This window comes from Anaeroplasma sp. (assembly GCF_034179385.1).
In the GTDB taxonomy this organism is placed as follows: domain Bacteria; phylum Bacillota_I; class Bacilli_A; order Acholeplasmatales; family Anaeroplasmataceae; genus Anaeroplasma.
In genome coordinates, this window is sequence record NZ_JAXFPY010000131.1 from 1 (window position 1) to 17,844 (window position 17,844).

Annotated in this window: 20 protein-coding genes, 2 tRNA genes and 1 pseudogene; 16 read left to right on the forward strand and 7 right to left on the reverse strand. The window is 31.0% G+C overall.

Annotation, left to right across the window (positions count from 1 at the left end; translation table 11 throughout):
* From SPJ17_RS08760 to SPJ17_RS08805, 10 genes and pseudogenes are all read left to right on the forward strand, one after another.
* Positions 1-223: pseudogene (locus SPJ17_RS08760) on the forward strand (NADP-dependent isocitrate dehydrogenase); the annotation flags it as partial.
* Between the two features lie 143 nt (positions 224-366).
* The gene (locus SPJ17_RS08765; protein WP_321094844.1) at positions 367-2,232 is read left to right on the forward strand and encodes an aconitate hydratase; all 1,866 of its coding nucleotides are present in this window, start codon (positions 367-369) and stop codon (positions 2,230-2,232) included.
* A 12-nt stretch (positions 2,233-2,244) separates the two neighbouring features.
* Positions 2,245-3,549, forward strand: a complete 1,305-nt coding sequence (locus SPJ17_RS08770; RefSeq protein WP_321094847.1) for a citrate synthase — start codon at positions 2,245-2,247, stop codon at positions 3,547-3,549.
* Between the two features lie 311 nt (positions 3,550-3,860).
* A complete protein-coding gene (locus tag SPJ17_RS08775; protein WP_321094849.1) occupies positions 3,861-4,268 on the forward strand; it encodes a hypothetical protein in 408 nt (135 codons plus the stop codon).
* Positions 4,258-4,410 (forward strand): hypothetical protein, encoded by a 153-nt coding sequence (locus SPJ17_RS08780; RefSeq protein WP_321094851.1) that lies wholly within the window; start codon positions 4,258-4,260, stop codon positions 4,408-4,410. The genes SPJ17_RS08775 and SPJ17_RS08780 overlap by 11 nt, the downstream gene beginning before the upstream one ends.
* Positions 4,407-5,255 carry a S1-like domain-containing RNA-binding protein gene (locus tag SPJ17_RS08785; protein WP_321094853.1) on the forward strand — a complete coding sequence of 283 codons (849 nt, stop codon included), beginning with the start codon at positions 4,407-4,409 and terminating at the stop codon, positions 5,253-5,255. The genes SPJ17_RS08780 and SPJ17_RS08785 overlap by 4 nt, the downstream gene beginning before the upstream one ends.
* A 12-nt stretch (positions 5,256-5,267) precedes the next feature.
* The gene (locus tag SPJ17_RS08790) at positions 5,268-5,729 is read left to right on the forward strand and encodes a hypothetical protein (RefSeq protein WP_321094855.1); all 462 of its coding nucleotides are present in this window, start codon (positions 5,268-5,270) and stop codon (positions 5,727-5,729) included.
* A 14-nt stretch (positions 5,730-5,743) separates the two neighbouring features.
* Positions 5,744-6,250: a hypothetical protein gene (locus tag SPJ17_RS08795; RefSeq protein ID WP_321094857.1), complete on the forward strand. Its 507-nt coding sequence runs from the start codon at positions 5,744-5,746 to the stop codon at positions 6,248-6,250.
* 99 nt (positions 6,251-6,349) lie between these two features.
* Positions 6,350-6,426 (forward strand) — tRNA-Asp (locus SPJ17_RS08800).
* Positions 6,427-6,441: 15 nt separating this feature from the next.
* Positions 6,442-6,518 (forward strand) — tRNA-Arg (locus tag SPJ17_RS08805).
* A 132-nt stretch (positions 6,519-6,650) separates the two neighbouring features.
* On the opposite strand, the gene SPJ17_RS08810 is transcribed toward SPJ17_RS08805, so the two are convergent.
* On the reverse strand, positions 6,651-7,721 hold the full coding sequence (locus SPJ17_RS08810; RefSeq protein ID WP_321094859.1) for a hypothetical protein: 1,071 nt from the start codon (positions 7,719-7,721) through the stop codon (positions 6,651-6,653).
* A gap of 185 nt (positions 7,722-7,906) precedes the next feature.
* Here SPJ17_RS08810 and SPJ17_RS08815 point away from each other — a divergent pair, with 185 nt between their 5' ends.
* Positions 7,907-8,107, forward strand: a complete 201-nt coding sequence (locus tag SPJ17_RS08815; RefSeq protein ID WP_321094861.1) for a hypothetical protein — start codon at positions 7,907-7,909, stop codon at positions 8,105-8,107.
* Between the two features lie 61 nt (positions 8,108-8,168).
* Here SPJ17_RS08815 and SPJ17_RS08820 read toward each other — a convergent pair whose 3' ends face one another.
* A complete protein-coding gene (locus SPJ17_RS08820; RefSeq protein ID WP_321094863.1) occupies positions 8,169-8,732 on the reverse strand; it encodes a TetR family transcriptional regulator in 564 nt (187 codons plus the stop codon).
* 175 nt (positions 8,733-8,907) lie between these two features.
* Between SPJ17_RS08820 and SPJ17_RS08825 the strand changes: the two genes are divergently transcribed.
* Positions 8,908-9,198, forward strand: coding sequence for a hypothetical protein (locus SPJ17_RS08825; RefSeq protein ID WP_321094865.1), 291 nt, complete (start codon positions 8,908-8,910; stop codon positions 9,196-9,198).
* Positions 9,199-9,246: 48 nt separating this feature from the next.
* Here the strand turns inward: SPJ17_RS08825 and SPJ17_RS08830 are convergent, their stop codons facing one another.
* Together SPJ17_RS08830 and SPJ17_RS08835 are read right to left on the reverse strand one after the other, a co-directional pair.
* On the reverse strand, positions 9,247-9,804 hold the full coding sequence (locus SPJ17_RS08830; RefSeq protein WP_321094867.1) for a hypothetical protein: 558 nt from the start codon (positions 9,802-9,804) through the stop codon (positions 9,247-9,249).
* Between the two features lie 117 nt (positions 9,805-9,921).
* Entirely contained in the window at positions 9,922-10,065 is a 144-nt protein-coding gene (locus SPJ17_RS08835) for a hypothetical protein (RefSeq protein WP_321094870.1), read from the reverse strand.
* A gap of 151 nt (positions 10,066-10,216) precedes the next feature.
* Here SPJ17_RS08835 and SPJ17_RS08840 point away from each other — a divergent pair, with 151 nt between their 5' ends.
* The gene (locus SPJ17_RS08840) at positions 10,217-10,810 is read left to right on the forward strand and encodes a hypothetical protein (RefSeq protein ID WP_321094872.1); all 594 of its coding nucleotides are present in this window, start codon (positions 10,217-10,219) and stop codon (positions 10,808-10,810) included.
* An 88-nt stretch (positions 10,811-10,898) separates the two neighbouring features.
* A complete protein-coding gene (locus SPJ17_RS08845) occupies positions 10,899-11,669 on the forward strand; it encodes a nucleotidyl transferase AbiEii/AbiGii toxin family protein (RefSeq protein WP_321094874.1) in 771 nt (256 codons plus the stop codon).
* 88 nt (positions 11,670-11,757) lie between these two features.
* Here SPJ17_RS08845 and SPJ17_RS08850 read toward each other — a convergent pair whose 3' ends face one another.
* The 3 genes from SPJ17_RS08850 to hflX all read right to left on the reverse strand — a co-directional run bounded on the left by SPJ17_RS08850 (position 11,758) and on the right by hflX (position 14,447).
* Entirely contained in the window at positions 11,758-12,243 is a 486-nt protein-coding gene (locus tag SPJ17_RS08850; RefSeq protein ID WP_321094877.1) for a hypothetical protein, read from the reverse strand.
* Complete coding sequence (locus SPJ17_RS08855) at positions 12,240-13,088, reverse strand: DUF3990 domain-containing protein (RefSeq protein ID WP_321094879.1); 849 nt, start codon at positions 13,086-13,088, stop codon at positions 12,240-12,242. Before SPJ17_RS08855 ends, SPJ17_RS08850 begins: the two co-directional genes overlap by 4 nt.
* Positions 13,089-13,190: 102 nt before the next feature.
* Positions 13,191-14,447, reverse strand: a complete 1,257-nt coding sequence (hflX, locus tag SPJ17_RS08860; protein ID WP_321094881.1) for a GTPase HflX — start codon at positions 14,445-14,447, stop codon at positions 13,191-13,193.
* A gap of 148 nt (positions 14,448-14,595) precedes the next feature.
* Here hflX and SPJ17_RS08865 point away from each other — a divergent pair, with 148 nt between their 5' ends.
* Positions 14,596-15,444, forward strand: a complete 849-nt coding sequence (locus SPJ17_RS08865) for a DegV family protein (protein ID WP_321094883.1) — start codon at positions 14,596-14,598, stop codon at positions 15,442-15,444.
* A 177-nt stretch (positions 15,445-15,621) separates the two neighbouring features.
* On the forward strand, positions 15,622-17,844 hold a 2,223-nt coding region (locus tag SPJ17_RS08870), incomplete at its 3' end, for an InlB B-repeat-containing protein (protein WP_321094885.1).

Genomic DNA, 17,844 nt, shown 5'->3' on the forward strand with positions numbered 1-17,844 from the left:
ATTCGCATGGAGTGGTGCCTTAAGAAAAAGAGGAGAGCTTGATGGCCTTAAGGATTTAGTTTTATTTGCAGACAATTTAGAGGCTGCATCTATTGAAACCCTAATGCAGGGTACTATGACTAAGGATTTAGTTGGCTTAGTTGAGGAAGGCTTTACATGCCATGCAGTAAATTCTTTAGAATTTATTCAGGCAATTCGTAAGAACCTAGAATTAAAATATTAGTTTAGAGAGCTTCGGCTCTTTTTTTCTAATTTTTAACCAAGAAAGCGGTTGACAAACCGCTTAAAATATAAGGGATTATCGATTTTTCCGAATTTCTATGATATAATGTGATAAATCTTTTGTATTTTTGGAGGGAACCTATAATGAAAAAGACATTAACATATAAAATATTAGATGCTCACAAGGTAAGTGAGGATTTAGAAAATAATAAAATGAGCATTAAAATTGACCAAACCTTAACACAAGATGCAACAGGTACTATGGCATACTTAGAATTCCTATCCTTTGGTATTGATAAGGTTAAAACGGACCTATCTGTTTCCTATGTCGATCATAATACATTACAAAATGGATTTATGAATGCAGATGACCATAAGTTTTTACAAACGGTTGCTGATAAATACGGTATCGTATTTTCTAAGGCAGGTAATGGTATTTGTCACCAGGTAAACGTAGAACGCTTTGCTGTACCAGGAAGAACAATATTAGGTTCAGATTCCCATACACCTACATCGAGTGGTGTTGGTGCACTTGCGATTGGTGCTGGAGGACTTGATGTCGCCTGTGCAATGGCAGGTATGCCCTTTACGATCGTAAGACCAAAGGTTGTTGGTGTTAAATTAATAAATAAATTAAGAAATGGTGTATCCGCTAAGGATATTATTATTCATTTAATTGGATTAATGACCGTAAAGGGTGGAGTAAATAAGGTTATTGAATATTATGGAGATGGTGTTAAAACATTATCTGTACCTGAGCGTGCAACGATTTGTAATATGGGTGCAGAGCTAGGCGCAACATCATCCCTATTCCCATCCGATGAAATCACAAAGGAATTCTTAAGATTACAAGGAAGAATAGAAGACTATAAAGAATTATCTAGGGATGAGGATTGCGTATATGATGAGGATATCACGATTGATTTAGCAAGCTTAGAGCCAGAGGCTTCCTGCCCGAATTCTCCAGATAATGTAAAATTAGTATCTCTACTTAAGGATATTAAGGTAGATCAGGTACTAATTGGTTCTTGCACAAATTCAAGCTATTATGATTTCGTTAAGGTTGCATCTATCCTAAAGGGCAAAAAGATTCATAAGGATGTCTCCTTAGGCATTGCTCCAGGATCACAGCAGGTACTTCAAATGATTACGAAAAATGGTATTTTAGATGTATTGCTAGAATCTGGTGCTAGAATATTAGAATCTGCATGTGGACCTTGTATTGGTATGGGTCAATCCCCTGCAACAGATGCAGTATCCTTACGTACCTTCAATCGAAATTTCTATGGTAGAAGTGGTACAAATTCAGCTAAGGTATATTTAGTTTCACCTGAGGTTGCTGCATTATCTGCAGTAAATGGTTATATTTCAAGTCCGCTAGGTATGGAATTAAATGAATTCAGTATGGATGTAGAATATCCTAAGTGTGATTCTTTATTATATAAGCCAACATTTAAATCTGAGGTTGTGATGGGTCCAAACATTAAGCCAATTCCAAAGTTTTCACCTATCGGTAATAATTTCGATGCTAAGGTAATGATTTCACTTGAGGATAATATTACAACAGATCATATTATGCCAGCAGGTGCTAAGGTCTTACCTTATAGGTCGAATATTGAAAAGATTAGTGAATTTGTATTCTCTAATATTGATGAAGGATTCTCAAAAAGATGTCTTGAAAATGGTGCTGGTGTTATCGTTGCAAAAACAAATTATGGTCAGGGCTCAAGCCGTGAGCATGCCGCTATTGCACCAAGATATTTAGGTATTAAGGCAGTTATTGCATCATCATTCGCTAGAATTCATAAAAAGAATTTAATTAATTTTGGTATTTTACCAATAGAGCTTGATATGGAGGCGGATTTACTAGATGAGATTAATGTTTCCTTTGACAAGGAAACCATTAAGGTTACAAACAAAACAAAGGGTAAGAGTTACGAAAGGGTATTCGATCTTACACCAGAGGAATATAATTTAATTCAAGTTGGTGGATTATTAAATACCTTCTAAAGGAGGGCTATTATGGATGATTATTTTTTATTAGAAAAATATCATGATTTACTAGAGGATGGTGCTATTCCATCGGATTTATACGATAAATATGATGTAAAAAGAGGACTTAGAAATAATAATGGTACTGGAGTATTAGTTGGTTTAACTAAGGTAGCTGAGGTATCTGGGTATTATGTTTGTGATGGCGTGAAGCTTCCAAAGGAAGGTAATCTATATTATAGAGGGATAGATATTCGTGATGTGGCTAAAATGGCAGGTGATGATTTTGGCTATGAGAACACATGCTTCCTATTATTATTTGGTCATTACCCAAACCAAACAGAATCAAAAATCTTTAAGGCTGTGATTCGAGATCAATATGAGCTTCCTGAGGGATTTATGGAAAATATTATTCTAAAGAATCCATCAAAATCCTTGATGAATCATATGACAAGAAGTATTTTATCCTTGTATTCCTTTGATGAGGATCCAGATAATATTGAAGGCTTTGAGCTAATAAAGAAGGGCGTTTCCCTAATTTCAAAGATGCCTGCAATCATGGCCTATTCCTTACAAACAAAAACACATTATTTAGACCATGACTCCTTACATATTCATTTCCCAAAGAAGGAATATTCCTTCGCTGAAAATATTTTATATTTATCTAGAAATGATGGTAAATTTACAGAGCTTGAGGCAAAGACATTAGATATGTGCTTAATGGTTCATGCAGATCATGGTGGAGGAAACAATAGTGCCTTCGTTGGTACTGTAGTTTCATCTACCCTAACCGATATCTATTCTATGGTTGCCGCATCTATGTGCTCCTTAAAGGGGCCAAGACATGGTGGAGCCAATATGGCTGTTTTGGATATGATGACGGAAGTGGAAAAGGAAATCGGATTAAATCCTACAGATGAAGAATTAAATACAATTATTCAAAGATTATTAAATAAGGATTTCTTTGATCATTCTGGATTAATCTATGGCGTAGGCCATGCGATTTATACAATGTCTGATCCAAGAGCGGAGCTTTTAAGAGATGTAGCCTATAAGCTTACATTAGAAAAGCATTCAGAGAAATTTGAACTATATCAAAGATTTGAGCGTCTTGCTGTAAAGGCATTAGAGAAAAAAACAGGCAAGGCTGCCTGTGTTAATGTCGATTTCTATAGTGGATTGATTTATGAAATGCTAAACATTCCAAGAGATTTATTCATTCCATTATTCAGTGTTGCAAGAGTTGTTGGATGGGTATCTCATGATATTGAGAATTTATTATATTCCAATAAGATTGTAAGACCTGCAACAAAATATGTAGGAGATAAGAAGTAATTGGGCGACCAATTACTTTTTAATTGATCTATAGAAAAGAAAAGGATGGCATTTCTGCCATCCTTTCCTTTTTTGGGAGAGATTATTTTGAAAAGTTATTTTTCTTTTAGCATCTATATAATAACACTTATGAAAGCGTTTGTAAACCCCTTTTTTGTATTTTTTACTAAATTTTTTCGGGAATTCGTTTAAAAACGAAGAAATTGAATGAATTGGTGATCGTTCAATCTATCAATAGGATAGAAGAAATTATATAACGAATTCAAAAAAAGTATGTTATACTTAATACGTATACATAAGTAGGTGATTTTATGGATCGTAGAGGCTTTTTGCTTGAAATGAGAAAAGCACATCAGCTAAAGGGGCTAAAGCCTTGTTATGTCATGATAAATCTAAGATTAGATAAACTCTATCATGGGGAATATATAATGTCTATAAGAGAAGATAAATTATATTTTCAAAAAATCAATCGTTTATTTGGTATGCTTAGACCGGATTCTGATTTTGAAATTACAATTACAGACTATAGCTATTTTAAAATAGAAATGAAAAAGGCTAGAGCATCACTTATTTTATATAAAGATGATGGAGATTATATATCTATGGATTACATGATAGGCACAAAGGAATCCTTTTCTACAGAGGATAATATAGAAAGAATTACAAAATGCTTTTTAGAACTTAAGCTCCATAGAATGGAGGTAGAAGATGGCGAATAAGGAATTGACACAAGAACAAAAGGATTTAATTAAGAAATATGAATCCGGCAAAAAAACTACTCCAAAGGATGCATTTAAGGATAAAAGATCAATGTATCAGGAGCAAACGGATAGAAATTATAAGGATGGTGATAGGAATTGATTACCATAGGAGAGTATCAAACATTAACTGTTACAAGAGTATCCGATTTAGGATATATGCTAACGGATAAAAAGGATGAGGTATTACTTCATTTTAAGCAAGCGAAAAATACGTATAAGGAAGGAGATTCCGTTAAAGTATTTATTTATGCCGATAAGGCTAAAAGATTAACAGCAACAGAGGCTATAGTTTCTGCAACAGTTTTAGATGCAGGCTTTGCGACGGTTGTAGAAATATTACCTGGTACTGGTGTATTTGTGAATATTAATACACCAAAGGATTTATTATTATCTAAGGATTATTTACCTTATGATGAAAGAAAATGGCCAAGTATTGGCGATAAGGTATTTATAAGATTAAAGGTTAAGCATGATATTTTAACCGCTAAGCCATTAAATCGTTTTGATATTAAAAGTATTAAATCGGATTTAAGATATAAGGATAATGAGCAAGTAGAAGGCTATGTATGCCATTTTTCTGGCAGGGGCATGGGAATCGTTACAAAGGATATTAAATATGTATTTGTGCCATCTACTCAGCTAAGAGGAGATTACCATATGGGAGAAGAGGTAATGGTTACCATTACAAAGGAAGCTGACAATGAATATTATGGCACATTAAATCAGCATAAGGAAATTCAAATGATTGAGGATAAAGAAATTATCTTAGATTATTTAAAGGGCCACGACGGAGTAATGAAGCTTACGGCAAAATCCTCTGCAGAGGAGGTAGAAGCATTACTTGGTATGTCAAGAAAAGCCTTCAAAAGAGCTTATGGCGGATTATATAAGGATGAGCTCATTACCTTTGATGAAGAAAAAACTCGATTAAAGGATTATAAATAAGAGGTGATTCTCTTGGGAAAAAAGCTTAGATTCGCATCAGAAATAGCTATAAATGCATTTCTTTTCGCTTTAGTGGTTTTAGGTGTAATTCTTTTATATATCACTGCCAAACAGCCAGATGTTTTATCTTATTTAAATGAATATGAAAAGAGGATTATTGATGCATCCTTATTATTCTTTATCCTTGGTATAATACTTGCTGTCCTCATCCTTGGAATTCTTATTTTATGTATAATTCATAAGGCTTCTAATATAAAAAGAATTTTATCTATTTTTATTGCTGGCTTACTTGCTGTTCCACTTACTGGAATCTTTGTATCCTTATGTAAGAATAATGGCGCACAGGTAGCGGTATTGGTTTTATTATTGATTACTTATTTAGGAAATATTGCTTATCAAATCTATTTATTAATTACAGATAGTAAAAAAATAGAGAAGAAGGAAGATTCTTATTTTAAAGAATTAACTCAGTAAAATGGGAGGTTTTTATGCCAGAAGAGGATTATGAAGCAAGAAAGAATAATATGGTAGGTACACTTTGGAAAAATCAACCTGCTGAGCTCATGCGTAATAATTTAGCCTATCAGAATGGAAAAGAAATAGAATCTGATTTTCATGAGGGATGTGGAAGTAAAAAGGAATATGATAAATATCCTAAGGAATACTTTACCAAAATTCTTACATTTAAAGATAAAATTGACCTTATTTTAAAATATAAGGAGATTACTATAGAAGAATTAGCTATAGCTATTAAAATATCAAAAGAAGAGCTTTTAGAGTATTATAATCAAAATAAAATACCAAAGGATGATATTTTAATGGAACTATCCAATATTTCATTATATCCTGTATCCTTTTTTAAAGAAAAATCTATGATCGATACAACGAATACGCACCATAGGAAAAGAGTAGTAATAGCTATACTTTTATTGACTATCGTTATTTTAACTGCTGTAGGTGGAATACTATATCTATATTATAGTACCCATAGCTAATGGAATTTTTTAAGAATATACCCCTAATTTTTGCCCAAAATTATTTTTTCAATTTTCTTGTTGCAAAATTATTTTTAGTATGATACAATTATCTAGCGTGGTCCGGTAGTTCAGTTGGTTAGAATGCCGCACTGTCACTGCGGAGGTCGCGAGTTCGAGTCTCGTCCGGACCGCCATGCTAATGTAATTTTGCGTTCATAGATCAATTGGATAGATCGTTTGACTACGGATCAAAAGGTTGGGGGTTCGAGTCCTCCTGGACGCGCCAGCTTAAAAATAATGGGCTTCAATTTGAAGCCCTTTTCTTTTGCTCATATGAAGATGGTCGTACGATAAAAACGCAACAAGCGATATCGATTCGATAATATAAAAAAACCCTGCATAGGGCTTTTGTGATTCCTTAAATTGCTTTTATGGAATACTGGTTATAAGCTTTTTTAAAATATGTCAAAAGCTTTTCTCTCAATATTTCATCATCTAATACCATCGCATGATATCCAAAATCCTTTAGATAATTATAAATTTGGAATTCAGAGGAATAGAAGGTATAGATTTTCTTTGTTTGCGGACCATATTCATTAATAAAGGTATCGGATGTTTCCATATGAATACATTTAGGTCTATCGACATATAAGGAATTGAATAGCTTTTGACCGAATGGGTCAAATTCTACCTTATATTCCTTATATTCTCCACTTAAGAAGGCAGGACCTGATGCTTTAACCTTATCTACAATTTCCTTTACCTCATCTATAGATAATTCTAAGGTATCCTTCATTTTATATACTGCCTTAACCATAGATAGCTTAAATGCCATAATTTGCCTATCATATTTTTGATCCACATTCTTTGCAAATCCTGTAATATAATAATGAAATTCGTCAAGTCCAGGAATTAATTTATAAGGATCCACTAAGAAGGTTTTATTATTTGTAGTAACAATTTTACATTTATATTTCTTTTTAATACAGGTAGATAATGTATCATAAATATCCATAAATAGAATTCTTTCTCTAATATAGGATGGATATGCCATATATTTATATAAAAGAGAACGGAAGGTATCTGCAGCGCTTCTAGAATCTGTTTCATTTACAATTTGAGTAAGTGCACCTTCAGTTTTGGATGTTTCTCTTAAGAAAATATCCTTTTTACCTACCTCAGAGGGTATATTATCCCTAAGCTTTAATATTTCAATTCCAATATCATTTAAGCTTCTTTTAAAGGATGTTTTTCCATCGTTTAAATTCTTAATAGCTTCAATAATTGGATTATCCACTAATTTATTTGTTTTTCCGGATAATATATCGCATACATCCTTAAGCTCACTTAAGGAATCCTGATAATCATAGGTTTTAATGACAACCTGTGTTAAAAAGTCGTTTTGACTCATATTCAATTGGAACAATTCCTTATCGTTTAATAATCTTGCAAATAAAGATTCTGTTGCAGTAATTTTAAAACTGGTCATTTTTGCCTCCATAGTTATAAAAAGTGTAACCTATATATACATTATATATCATAAAAATATTTATTTAAAGCCATTTTTTATATAAAAGTGCAACTCAATTATAGTATATAAGTTACTATAGGATATTCTCATATCATGATATAATAATATTGGTAAAAAATAATAAAAATATCAAGGAGAAAAAAATGCTTAAAATTAGTTGTATTACTTTGGTTATTGCAGTAGTAATTTCGCTTGTATATATTTTGTATTTAAAGAAGAACATTCATAAATATGAAATGATTTTAACAGATATTTTAAATGAAAAGCTAAGAGAAGCACAGGAGATGGATCTTGGCGAGCAATTAGATAAAATCTTAGAAGAGAATAAGAAAGATAATGAATAAATTGGATACTGCAGTGGTACTAGTTTAGTAGACGATAAAATAAAAAAGGGCATTGCCCTTTTTAATTTGAAAAATCAATTTTTGAAACATTTATCATTTTATCTGGAATTGCATCTGCATATAAATAGAAGACCTTCTTTAATAAATTGCCATCTACATCATCATATACCATTTCCTTTGGTACGGCCATGTATTCTTCAACAATATTATGAGAGAAGAAGATAATGAATTTTTCTGGTAGATTTAGATGTAAGAAGGATTCATAATCATGTAATACCTTAACTACATCTAGTCTAATGTCATCATGTAGAATTTTTTCTAGAATCATCCTAGTTTCACTATGATCTAATAGATTTTTCATTAATTCTAAATGATTTTCACAATAGTCTACCCAAATGAGGAATGCCTCATTAAATTGGTTTCTTTTCATCTTTTCTTTTAATGCATTTGTAATTTCATCCTCTAAGAATGCTTTAACAAATCCAAAGATGTCCTTAAAATGATAATAAAATGTGTTTCTATTGATGTTTGCCTTTTTTACAATCTCGCTTATTGAGATTAAAGGAAAAGGCTTTTCCTTCATTAAAGCATGAAAAGCCTTATATAAAGACTCTTTTCCACTCATACGAATATCACCCAAAAGGTATTATACCATAATTTGTATAAATTAAGTAGACACAAAAAAGGTTTTTGTCAAATATATAGATAAAATAATAAACAAAAATGGTTACGGTTGTATAATATCATGTGCGAATTGTATGACATTGAAGGACAAAAAGAATAAAAGAAAGGAGAAGATTATGGAAGAGACGAAAAAAAACTGGGGTAAGCCATTTAGTATTATTGGATTAGTTTTCGGAATTATTTCATTAGTATTTGGATTGTTCTCCATAATACCTGTATTAGGAATAGCATTTGCAGTCATTACAGGAATACTTGCAGTGATTGCAATTACCATGGCAATACCTGGAATTATAGGATCTATAGGTAAGGGTAGAGCCATTACAGCATTGGTATTTGGTTCAACAATGCTAACTTGGGCAATTATTAGATATTCTTTAATTCTATATGCTTTAGCACAAACAGCATAAAGGAATATAATAAAAACACCATTGGTACTTTAACTAATGGTGTTTTTATTATAGATTAAGTTTTGAAACTCGAACGAGCTTAGATGAAATAGAATCTGCATAAAGGACAAATACCTTTTTCATCATTTCTGGGTTGGTGTTATCATAGATTTGACGTTCTATGGCTCTCATATATTCATCTGCAATACTATGAGCATAGAATACCATGAATTCATCAGGTAGATGGATTTTTAAAATTGGTTCATAATCATACAGTATTTTTTGGATATCCATACGAATAGAGGTATGGAAGGAATAATCGATGACATCTCTACCCTTATCGCTTTGCATGATATTAATAAATACCTTTTTATGCTCTTTAACATAATCAACTAATAAATTATATGCTTGAGATAATTTATTCTCTATAATCAAGCTTCTCATATCAAAACATACGGCATCATCTAGGTATTCCTTTAAAAAGGAATCCATATCCATAAAGTGATAATAGAAGGTATTTCTATTTACTTTAGCTTCCTTTATGAAATCCTTGATGGTAATTTCATTATAGGTATATTTTTCTATTAAGTTAGAAAATGTCTCATATAATTTTTGTTTTGCACTCAAACTACCACCTCTTTTTTATTATATTATCATTTTTGTGTTTTGACTAGACATTTTAAATAAAATGACCAAAATATAGTTAAATTATTTGAGGGACTTTCTTCATTTATTTTGATAATATTATGTATTATTCGTTATATATAATGAAAATCTATACTCATGAAGCTTATATAGTAAATATTTCGTATTACCTCTTTGTTCTTCACGAACAAGTTCAAGCCTTTCATCTTTTAATTTCAAAGAATAGGGATTATAATACAACATGAAAAATCTCCTTAGTTTAAAAAGTTATTAGCCAATAACATTATAAACATGGAGGTTTTTCTTTTCAATTTTACCAACCATATATTTTAAAGAACAAATTTGCTTGATTTTCTCCTTGAAATCCAATAAAATTGTATTTGGAGGTGCAAATATGATATTTACGACTGCAATGTTAAGAAATAAGTATAAGGATTATGCTAATCCTTTAGACAAAATTAAAAGAGAAATAAGAAATAAAACCTTTAGTAGAATTAATCGTGGAATTTATGAGGATGCTAAAGAAGTAAACCCTTATATGCTTGCAGGAATTATTCTTTCTCCTTCCTATATTAGTTTTAATTTTGCATTAAGCTATTATGGTTTAATTCCAGAAAAGGTAGTTGCTATTACTTGTGCATCTCTTAACCAAAGAAAAAGAAAAACATTCCTAAATGATTTTGGTAGATATGAATATCAAGATATTCCTGAAAATGCATTTTCAGAGGGAGTTACATGTATATTTGAAAAGGATTATGTTGCAAGAATTGCAACTAAGGAAAAAGCTATTTGTGACTCCCTTTGTAAATGGAGAGTTGTACATAACATAAATGAATTAAAGGAATTATTATTTGTGGATAAAAGAATAGATGAGGATGAGTTTAATGAATGTGATTTTAAACTGCTTTTAAGACTTGCAAAGCTTTATAATAAAACAAATTTAGATTTATTAATTTCTTTAATTCGAAAGGAGTATTATCATGAATAGTGCTTTAGAAATTATGATTGCCAAATATAACCCTAAAAATAATCTAGAAAGAGAAAATGCAATAAAAGAGATTATTCAAGAAATTGTATTGGCAGGATTATCTAGAGGAGGATTTTTTGAAAAAGCGGCATTTTATGGTGGAACTTGCTTAAGAATATTCTATGGATTAGATCGTTTTAGCGAGGATTTGGATTTTGCTCTTGTGAAGAAGAATGAGGGGTTTAAATTCGATGATTATTTTCCACGACTTAAAAGAGAGTTTTTATCTTATGGAATAGATTTAAATATAGAACTAAAAAAGAAGAGTAATGCCTCTTTGGTTCAAAGCGCTTTTTTAAAAGGAAATTCTTTGATGTTCATGATGACTTTTTTTCCAAAAAACGAAGATGCAAAATATATACTTTCAAATCAAAAGATAAAAATAAAATTTGAAATTGATATGGATAACCCTGAAGGTGGAATTACAGAATATAAATATAGAATGTTCCCATCTCCCTATGAAATACAGGTTTTTGATGAGGCAACACTTTTTGCAGGAAAGATTCATGCAATTCTTTGTAGAGAATACAAAAATCATGTTAAGGGAAGAGATTATTATGATTATTTGTTTTATATTGGAAAGAAAGTTCCTTTTAATATGAAATATTTAGAAAATAAACTAAAGAATACTGGAAAAATAGCTATGGATGAGATTTTATCCTTAGATAGAGTGAAAGAATTTCTTAGAGATAGATTTGAAAAAGTAAATTATAACCAAGCAATAGAAGATGTCAGTAATTTTATAGTTCAAAAAGAATCTTTAAATCTTTGGAAAAAAGAGTTCTTCCTTTCTACTTTAGATAGCTTGAGGGAAGCATAGAAAAATGGGTTATAAACCTAAAGCGAAATATGGTTTATAGCCCATTTATTTTTCTTTTTATAAAATATTACATTTAAAACTTGTTCGTTCAATTTGTACGAACAAGTTTTTTCATTGCCAGTTTAAATCTATAATTGGGATCAAAATAGCTTTCAGTAAGATTATATAATTCAAGAATATTGCTTATGCACCATTCGGGGTCTTGTGTATGATACACAGGATATAATTCAAATAGTTTTTCGTATTTTATTGTTTTAAATAAGAATTGGGTATTAATGTTTCTTGTATAGGATATATATCTGTACATATATCCTACCCAAAATAAAGAATCTTTATTTTTTTTCTCTTTTCCATAATCACTTCTACCAAATTGATGTTCTATTTCATCTAGTCCTTCATTGACATCTAATGATAGGATAGATGAATTGTTTTGATCTAATTTTTCTAACAATTTTGAATAATAAAAGCGTCTTAAAAAAACTTTTGTTGAACAAGGAAAACGACTAGCAGATTCTTCAAATAGTTTTCCTTGATATTCACATAATCTTAACCCGTTCGTATCTAATTCTCTCATTTTAGAATCTCCTCAATAAATAGTCCATCTCTATAGGTTCTTTTTGCCATTTTTAATTTTGTTTCAATTTCTTGAGTTCTTTTGTTTAGGGCATCTATATAATCATTCTTTTCTTCTTGGCATAAATAATACTTTTCAATAGGTTTTAAATGTTTCATGGCTTCACTTGTTTTAATAACATATTGCTTTCCCATAAAAGATGCAGAAAGAGAATGAATTGCAACTTCCGATGTAATATCCCCATTTGCAAATAGAGACATAATATAAAACATTCTGTTATCAGCAATAGGAGCAATAATTATATCTGCGCTTTGAATTTGTTTTACTATTTCAGCAATTTTATTTGAGCTGTTATAATTTTTAATTGTTCCTCTGTAATAGCATATTGCTAGCATCCAATCTAATGAAGTATCGAATTGTAGTATTTTTAGATTATCTGTGCTTAATTCGAAAGAGTATACGGATGAATCAGGATTTTCACAAATGAATGCGGCTGCATTACTAAAGGATTCTCCAAGATAAAAACCATTTCCAAAATCACAGGTGCTTCTTGAGCCTTCCTCAGAAATTTCATTTAAACCATATTTTGAGCCATGAAAAAGTATTCTTTTATTCGTTTCCTTTAAGAATTCCTCTTTGACTTTATTTATTCTATAGCCACAACGATAAATATAGGAATAAATTCGCTCATAGTTTTCTTTTGTAGTCTTTCTGCTTTTCAATAATTTATAAATTGTTGTCTTTGATATATTTGTGTTCTTTGAAAAAGATTCTATATCTGTTTTCTGCGCCTCTAAAAAAAATTCTAAATCATTTACTATATCATATTCTTTTTCTATAAGCATAAAAATCATATCCTTTCTTTGATTATATTATACATCATATAACTTGTCCGTACAAGTTGTACGAACAAGTTTTGTATAAGAAAAATGGCACCTCTATGCCATTTAGGATACCATGGTATCTAGGTCATATTCATGGAATAAGGAATACATCTTTATTGGTATTTCACAATCATAATAGGTACCATAGGATTGATATTCCTTTTTATAAATATGACAGTTCTTTTCAATTTGGTTGGACAATTCTCCTTTAGAATAAGGAATTAAGATTTGCGCTCTTAAAGTAGATGGAGTTACATATTCTAATATTTGATTCATTAATTCATCTAAATTCAGCTTTGTTTTATTTGAAAAATATAAGCTTTTCGCTCCAGGCATAGATAATCCTTCATTTATAGTTTTATCCCATTTATTGAATAAATATATGGTAGGTATTTTATTCGCACCTAGGGAATATAATACCTCAAGTACAACACGCAATTGCTCATTGATGTAGGGGGAAGAAGAATCTAGTACATGGATGATCAAATCCGCATTTTTAACCTCCTCTAGGGTTTGGTAGAAGGAATTAATTAGATTATGCGGTAGCTTAGATACGAATCCAATCGTATCTACTAGCATAAAATCAATTTTGTTATAGGTTATCTTTCTATTATAGGTGGATAGCGTTGCAAAAAGCTGATCCTTAGATAACACCTTTTTTTCTTCCTTAGTATTGGTATATTCTAATATGGTATTCATCGTAGAGGATTTGCCTGCATTGGTGTAGCCTACTAGGGCTACAATAGGGATTTCATTTCGTTTTCTTTTTTCGATTTGATTCGATTTCATTTTTTGAAGTCGATCCAATTCCTCCCGAATTCTTAGGATTTCTCCTCTTAAATGCCTTTGGTCAAGCTCGCGCTGGGTTTCACCCTTACCCCTAGTTTTTGCGCCTCCACCAATCCTGTCTTCCTTTTCTCTTAAATACTGTACCCTAGGTAATAGATATAAATCCTTCGCAAGCTTAATTTCTAGTAAGGATTCTTTGGTTTGGTTTCTTTCTTCAAAGATTTTTAAGATTAAATAGGTTCTATCCATAACCTCAATATGAACGAGTTCCTCTATGTTTCTGATTTGGGATGGAGATAATTCATCATTAAAGATTAAAAGATCAATATCATAAGCATGTATAGCAATAATGATTTCATTAATCTTACCACTACCAACATAGGTTTTTGAATTCATTCGATCTAGCTTTTGATACATTTTATCGATAACCTCAATACCTAAGGCTAAAGCTAAAGCATGAAGCTCAGATAGGGAATATTCAATGTCATATCTATCATCCTTTAGGGATGCCCCAACTAAAAGTGCTCTCATTTTTCATCACCCGAAAATATTATACTTTATTATAAAAAAAGAATGTACAATTTTTAAAAAAATGTATGAAAATTTCACTTGAATTGCAAATGATAGAATTTTGATATATAATAAGTACATCGTAAAAACATATGTATTGAGGTGGCTTATGGTTAAACTTATAACAGATTCAACGAATGATTTAAATAAGGAATTATTAGCTGAATTAGATATTGAAGTAATTCCACTATATGTAAATTTTGGTGTAGAATCCTATAAGGATGGAATGGATATAACGACAGAGGAGTTATATAAGAAGGTAGACGAAAAGGGTGAATTACCTAAAACAAGTGCTGTATCTGTTGCGGATTTTATAGCTGTATTCCAAAAATATGTTGATTTAGGTTATGAAATTGTATTTACAGGTATATCTGCTCAAATGTCTTCGACATTCCAAAATGCAAATCTAGCTAAGGAAGAGGTAGCACCGGAAAAGATTTATATTGTAGATTCAAAGAATCTATCGAGCGGTATTGGATTATTACTTTTGAAGGCAGCTAAGGATATTAAAAATGGACTTAGCGCTAAGGAAGTAGCCCACAATATGGAAGAAAATACAAAGCTTGTATTATCTCAATTTGTCATTGAAAAGATGGATTATTTATATAAAGGCGGAAGATGTAGTGGCGTTGCAAGATTTGTAGGTACATTACTTAAAATAAAGCCATATATCATTGTAAGAGATGGTAAGATGAGTGTTGGTAAAAAGCCAATAGGCAAGATGCAGGTTGCTTTAAATGCACTTTTAAAGCAAATTGAAGAGGATAAGGATAGAGTAGATTTGGATCATATCTTAATTACCCATTCGCTAGCATATGAATATAGGGATTATTTATATGTAAGATTAAGGGAAATGTTTCCTAATGTAGATATTATATCTACCGTCGCTGGATGTGTAATTTCAAGCCATTGCGGAAGAGGGACTATTGGAATTCTATACATGCTTAAAAAGGAATAAAATTAGCTAGGGCAAGGAGATTATGCCATATTATTCTTGTTTTTTTAGAAATTGTTTTATGACATGACCGATGTTTTTTGAATGAGCAGTGTTTAAGTTGTTTGAACATTTATTTTATGCTATACTTAATAAAGTATAGTATTATAATTATTCATAATTATAAAGGGGATGCTAGAAATGAAAAATAAAAAGAAGTTATGGATTATAATCCTTATAATCCTTGTAGCACTATTACTCATTGGTGGTGGTACAACAGCTATAATTGTATCCAATAGCCAAATAAATGATGGTGGAAAAAAAGAATGGACGATGGATGAAAATCAGACATTTACATATAGTGGTGAAGAAATAGCACCAAAAGTTTTGAACCTTGATGAAAATGATAAAGCCAAGGTTGTTTACTCGTATTCTGAAAAGAAGGATGACAATCCTCTAGATGATACCTATACTACAGGTCTTCCAAAGAATGCAGGTACTTATTATGTAAAGGTAGCCTTAGAGAATGATTATAAGATTACAACGATAACCATTGAACCTGCAGAGGTAAAATTAGAAGATATTCGGGTTCTATATAATCAACCACTTGTTAGTGGTAATTATTTCACTTCTGAAATGAATATAGACCAAATGGAATTTGAATATGAATTTACATCTAGTGGCAATATAGTTTTAGGTGATGTTTCCTTAACAAGTACATTCTTATCCCCAAGTATTCAATCCTACGATTATACATTTATTCCTAACGATATGAATTATAAAAGCTATAATGGTACTATAGATATAGAAGTATATGCAATCGTATGCATATATGATGGAGATAAGGAAAAAGATTACCTAGAGGTCCCATTTAATTCTTCATTTGATTATGAATTAACGCAAAAATTAGGCTATGAGATGCCATATTTTGTAGATGATAACAAAAACAAATTTGAATTAGGCACAAAGATTACAGGAGATTTAGAATTACATTACATTGAAAATCCTATAGATTATTCCATTACATATCATTTAGATGGCGGTGTAAATGGAGAGAATCCTGTAAGTTATAATATAACTGATGAGCCTATTTATTTAAATGATGCTTCAAAAGAAGGATATTTGTTTAAAGGATGGTTTGAAGATCCTAATTTCAATTACGATAGTTTAGTAACCACAATTGATCCAAGCCAAACATTAAAATCATATCAATTATATGCTTCATTTGAATGGATAAAGATTAATCCAATTGTAGAGTTTGAACCTTTAGCGTTAGTATATAATGGTGAATCTCAGGAATTGGTTATGGCTAATGTAGAAGGCGGTACAATCACATATAGTCTTGATGGAGTTAATTATAGTGCTAACGTTCCAACTGGAACAAATGCCGGTACTTATAAGGTTTATTATAAGATTAAAGGCGATTCACAGCATTTAAATAAGGAAGGAAACATTGAAGTTACAATTTCTAAAACGGTCTATGACATGAGTAAGATATCCTTAGTAGATAAAACAGTAACATACAATGGTAACGAGCAGGGAATTGAAATTAATGGCGTTTTACCTTCTGGTGTCACAGTAGCTTATAGTGGTTTGGGCACAAATGTAGGTACATATACCATTGTTGCAACATTTACGGGAGATGCTTTAAATTATGAAGCAATCCCTAATATGAGCGCAACATTAACTATTCAAAAAGCTAACCTAGAATATACACTTCCTATAGGCAAGAATTTGGTATTTAATGATGCCAATCAAGAATTAGTAATTCCTGGTTCTACAAGTTTAGGTACAATTTTATATAGTTTAGATGATGAAAACTACAGTAAAGAAATTCCAGCGGGAAAGAATGTTGGTAATTATGTAGTTTATTATAAATATGATATTAATAATGAAAACTATAATGATATTCCTTCGGGATATGTACAAAGCTTTATATCTAAGGGAGAAGTAGTTTATACACTTCCTACTCCAAAAGAATTAACATACAATGGACTAGCACAAGAATTGATTCGTGCAGGCAGTATCAATGTAGGTTCAATTGAATATAGTCTAGATGGCAATATATATAGCGAAAATATTCCAACTGCAACAAATGCAGGTAATTATACTGTTTATTATCGCTTTGTTTATGATAAAACAAATTATAATCAAGTTGAAGGTGGTAATTTTACTACTATTATTGCAAAGGCAAATCCAACATTGGTAGCACCACAAGCTAAAGAATTAACATATACAGGTTCTCCACTAGCATTAATTCATGCAGGTTCTGTCAACGCAGGTACATTAGTATATAGCTTAGATGGTGAAAACTACAAAGAAGAATTACCACAAGCTACAAATGCAGGTAGCTATACGGTTTATTATAAAGTAAACGGAAATGATAACTATAATGACATTGTCTTTGAAACTCTTGAAGTAACA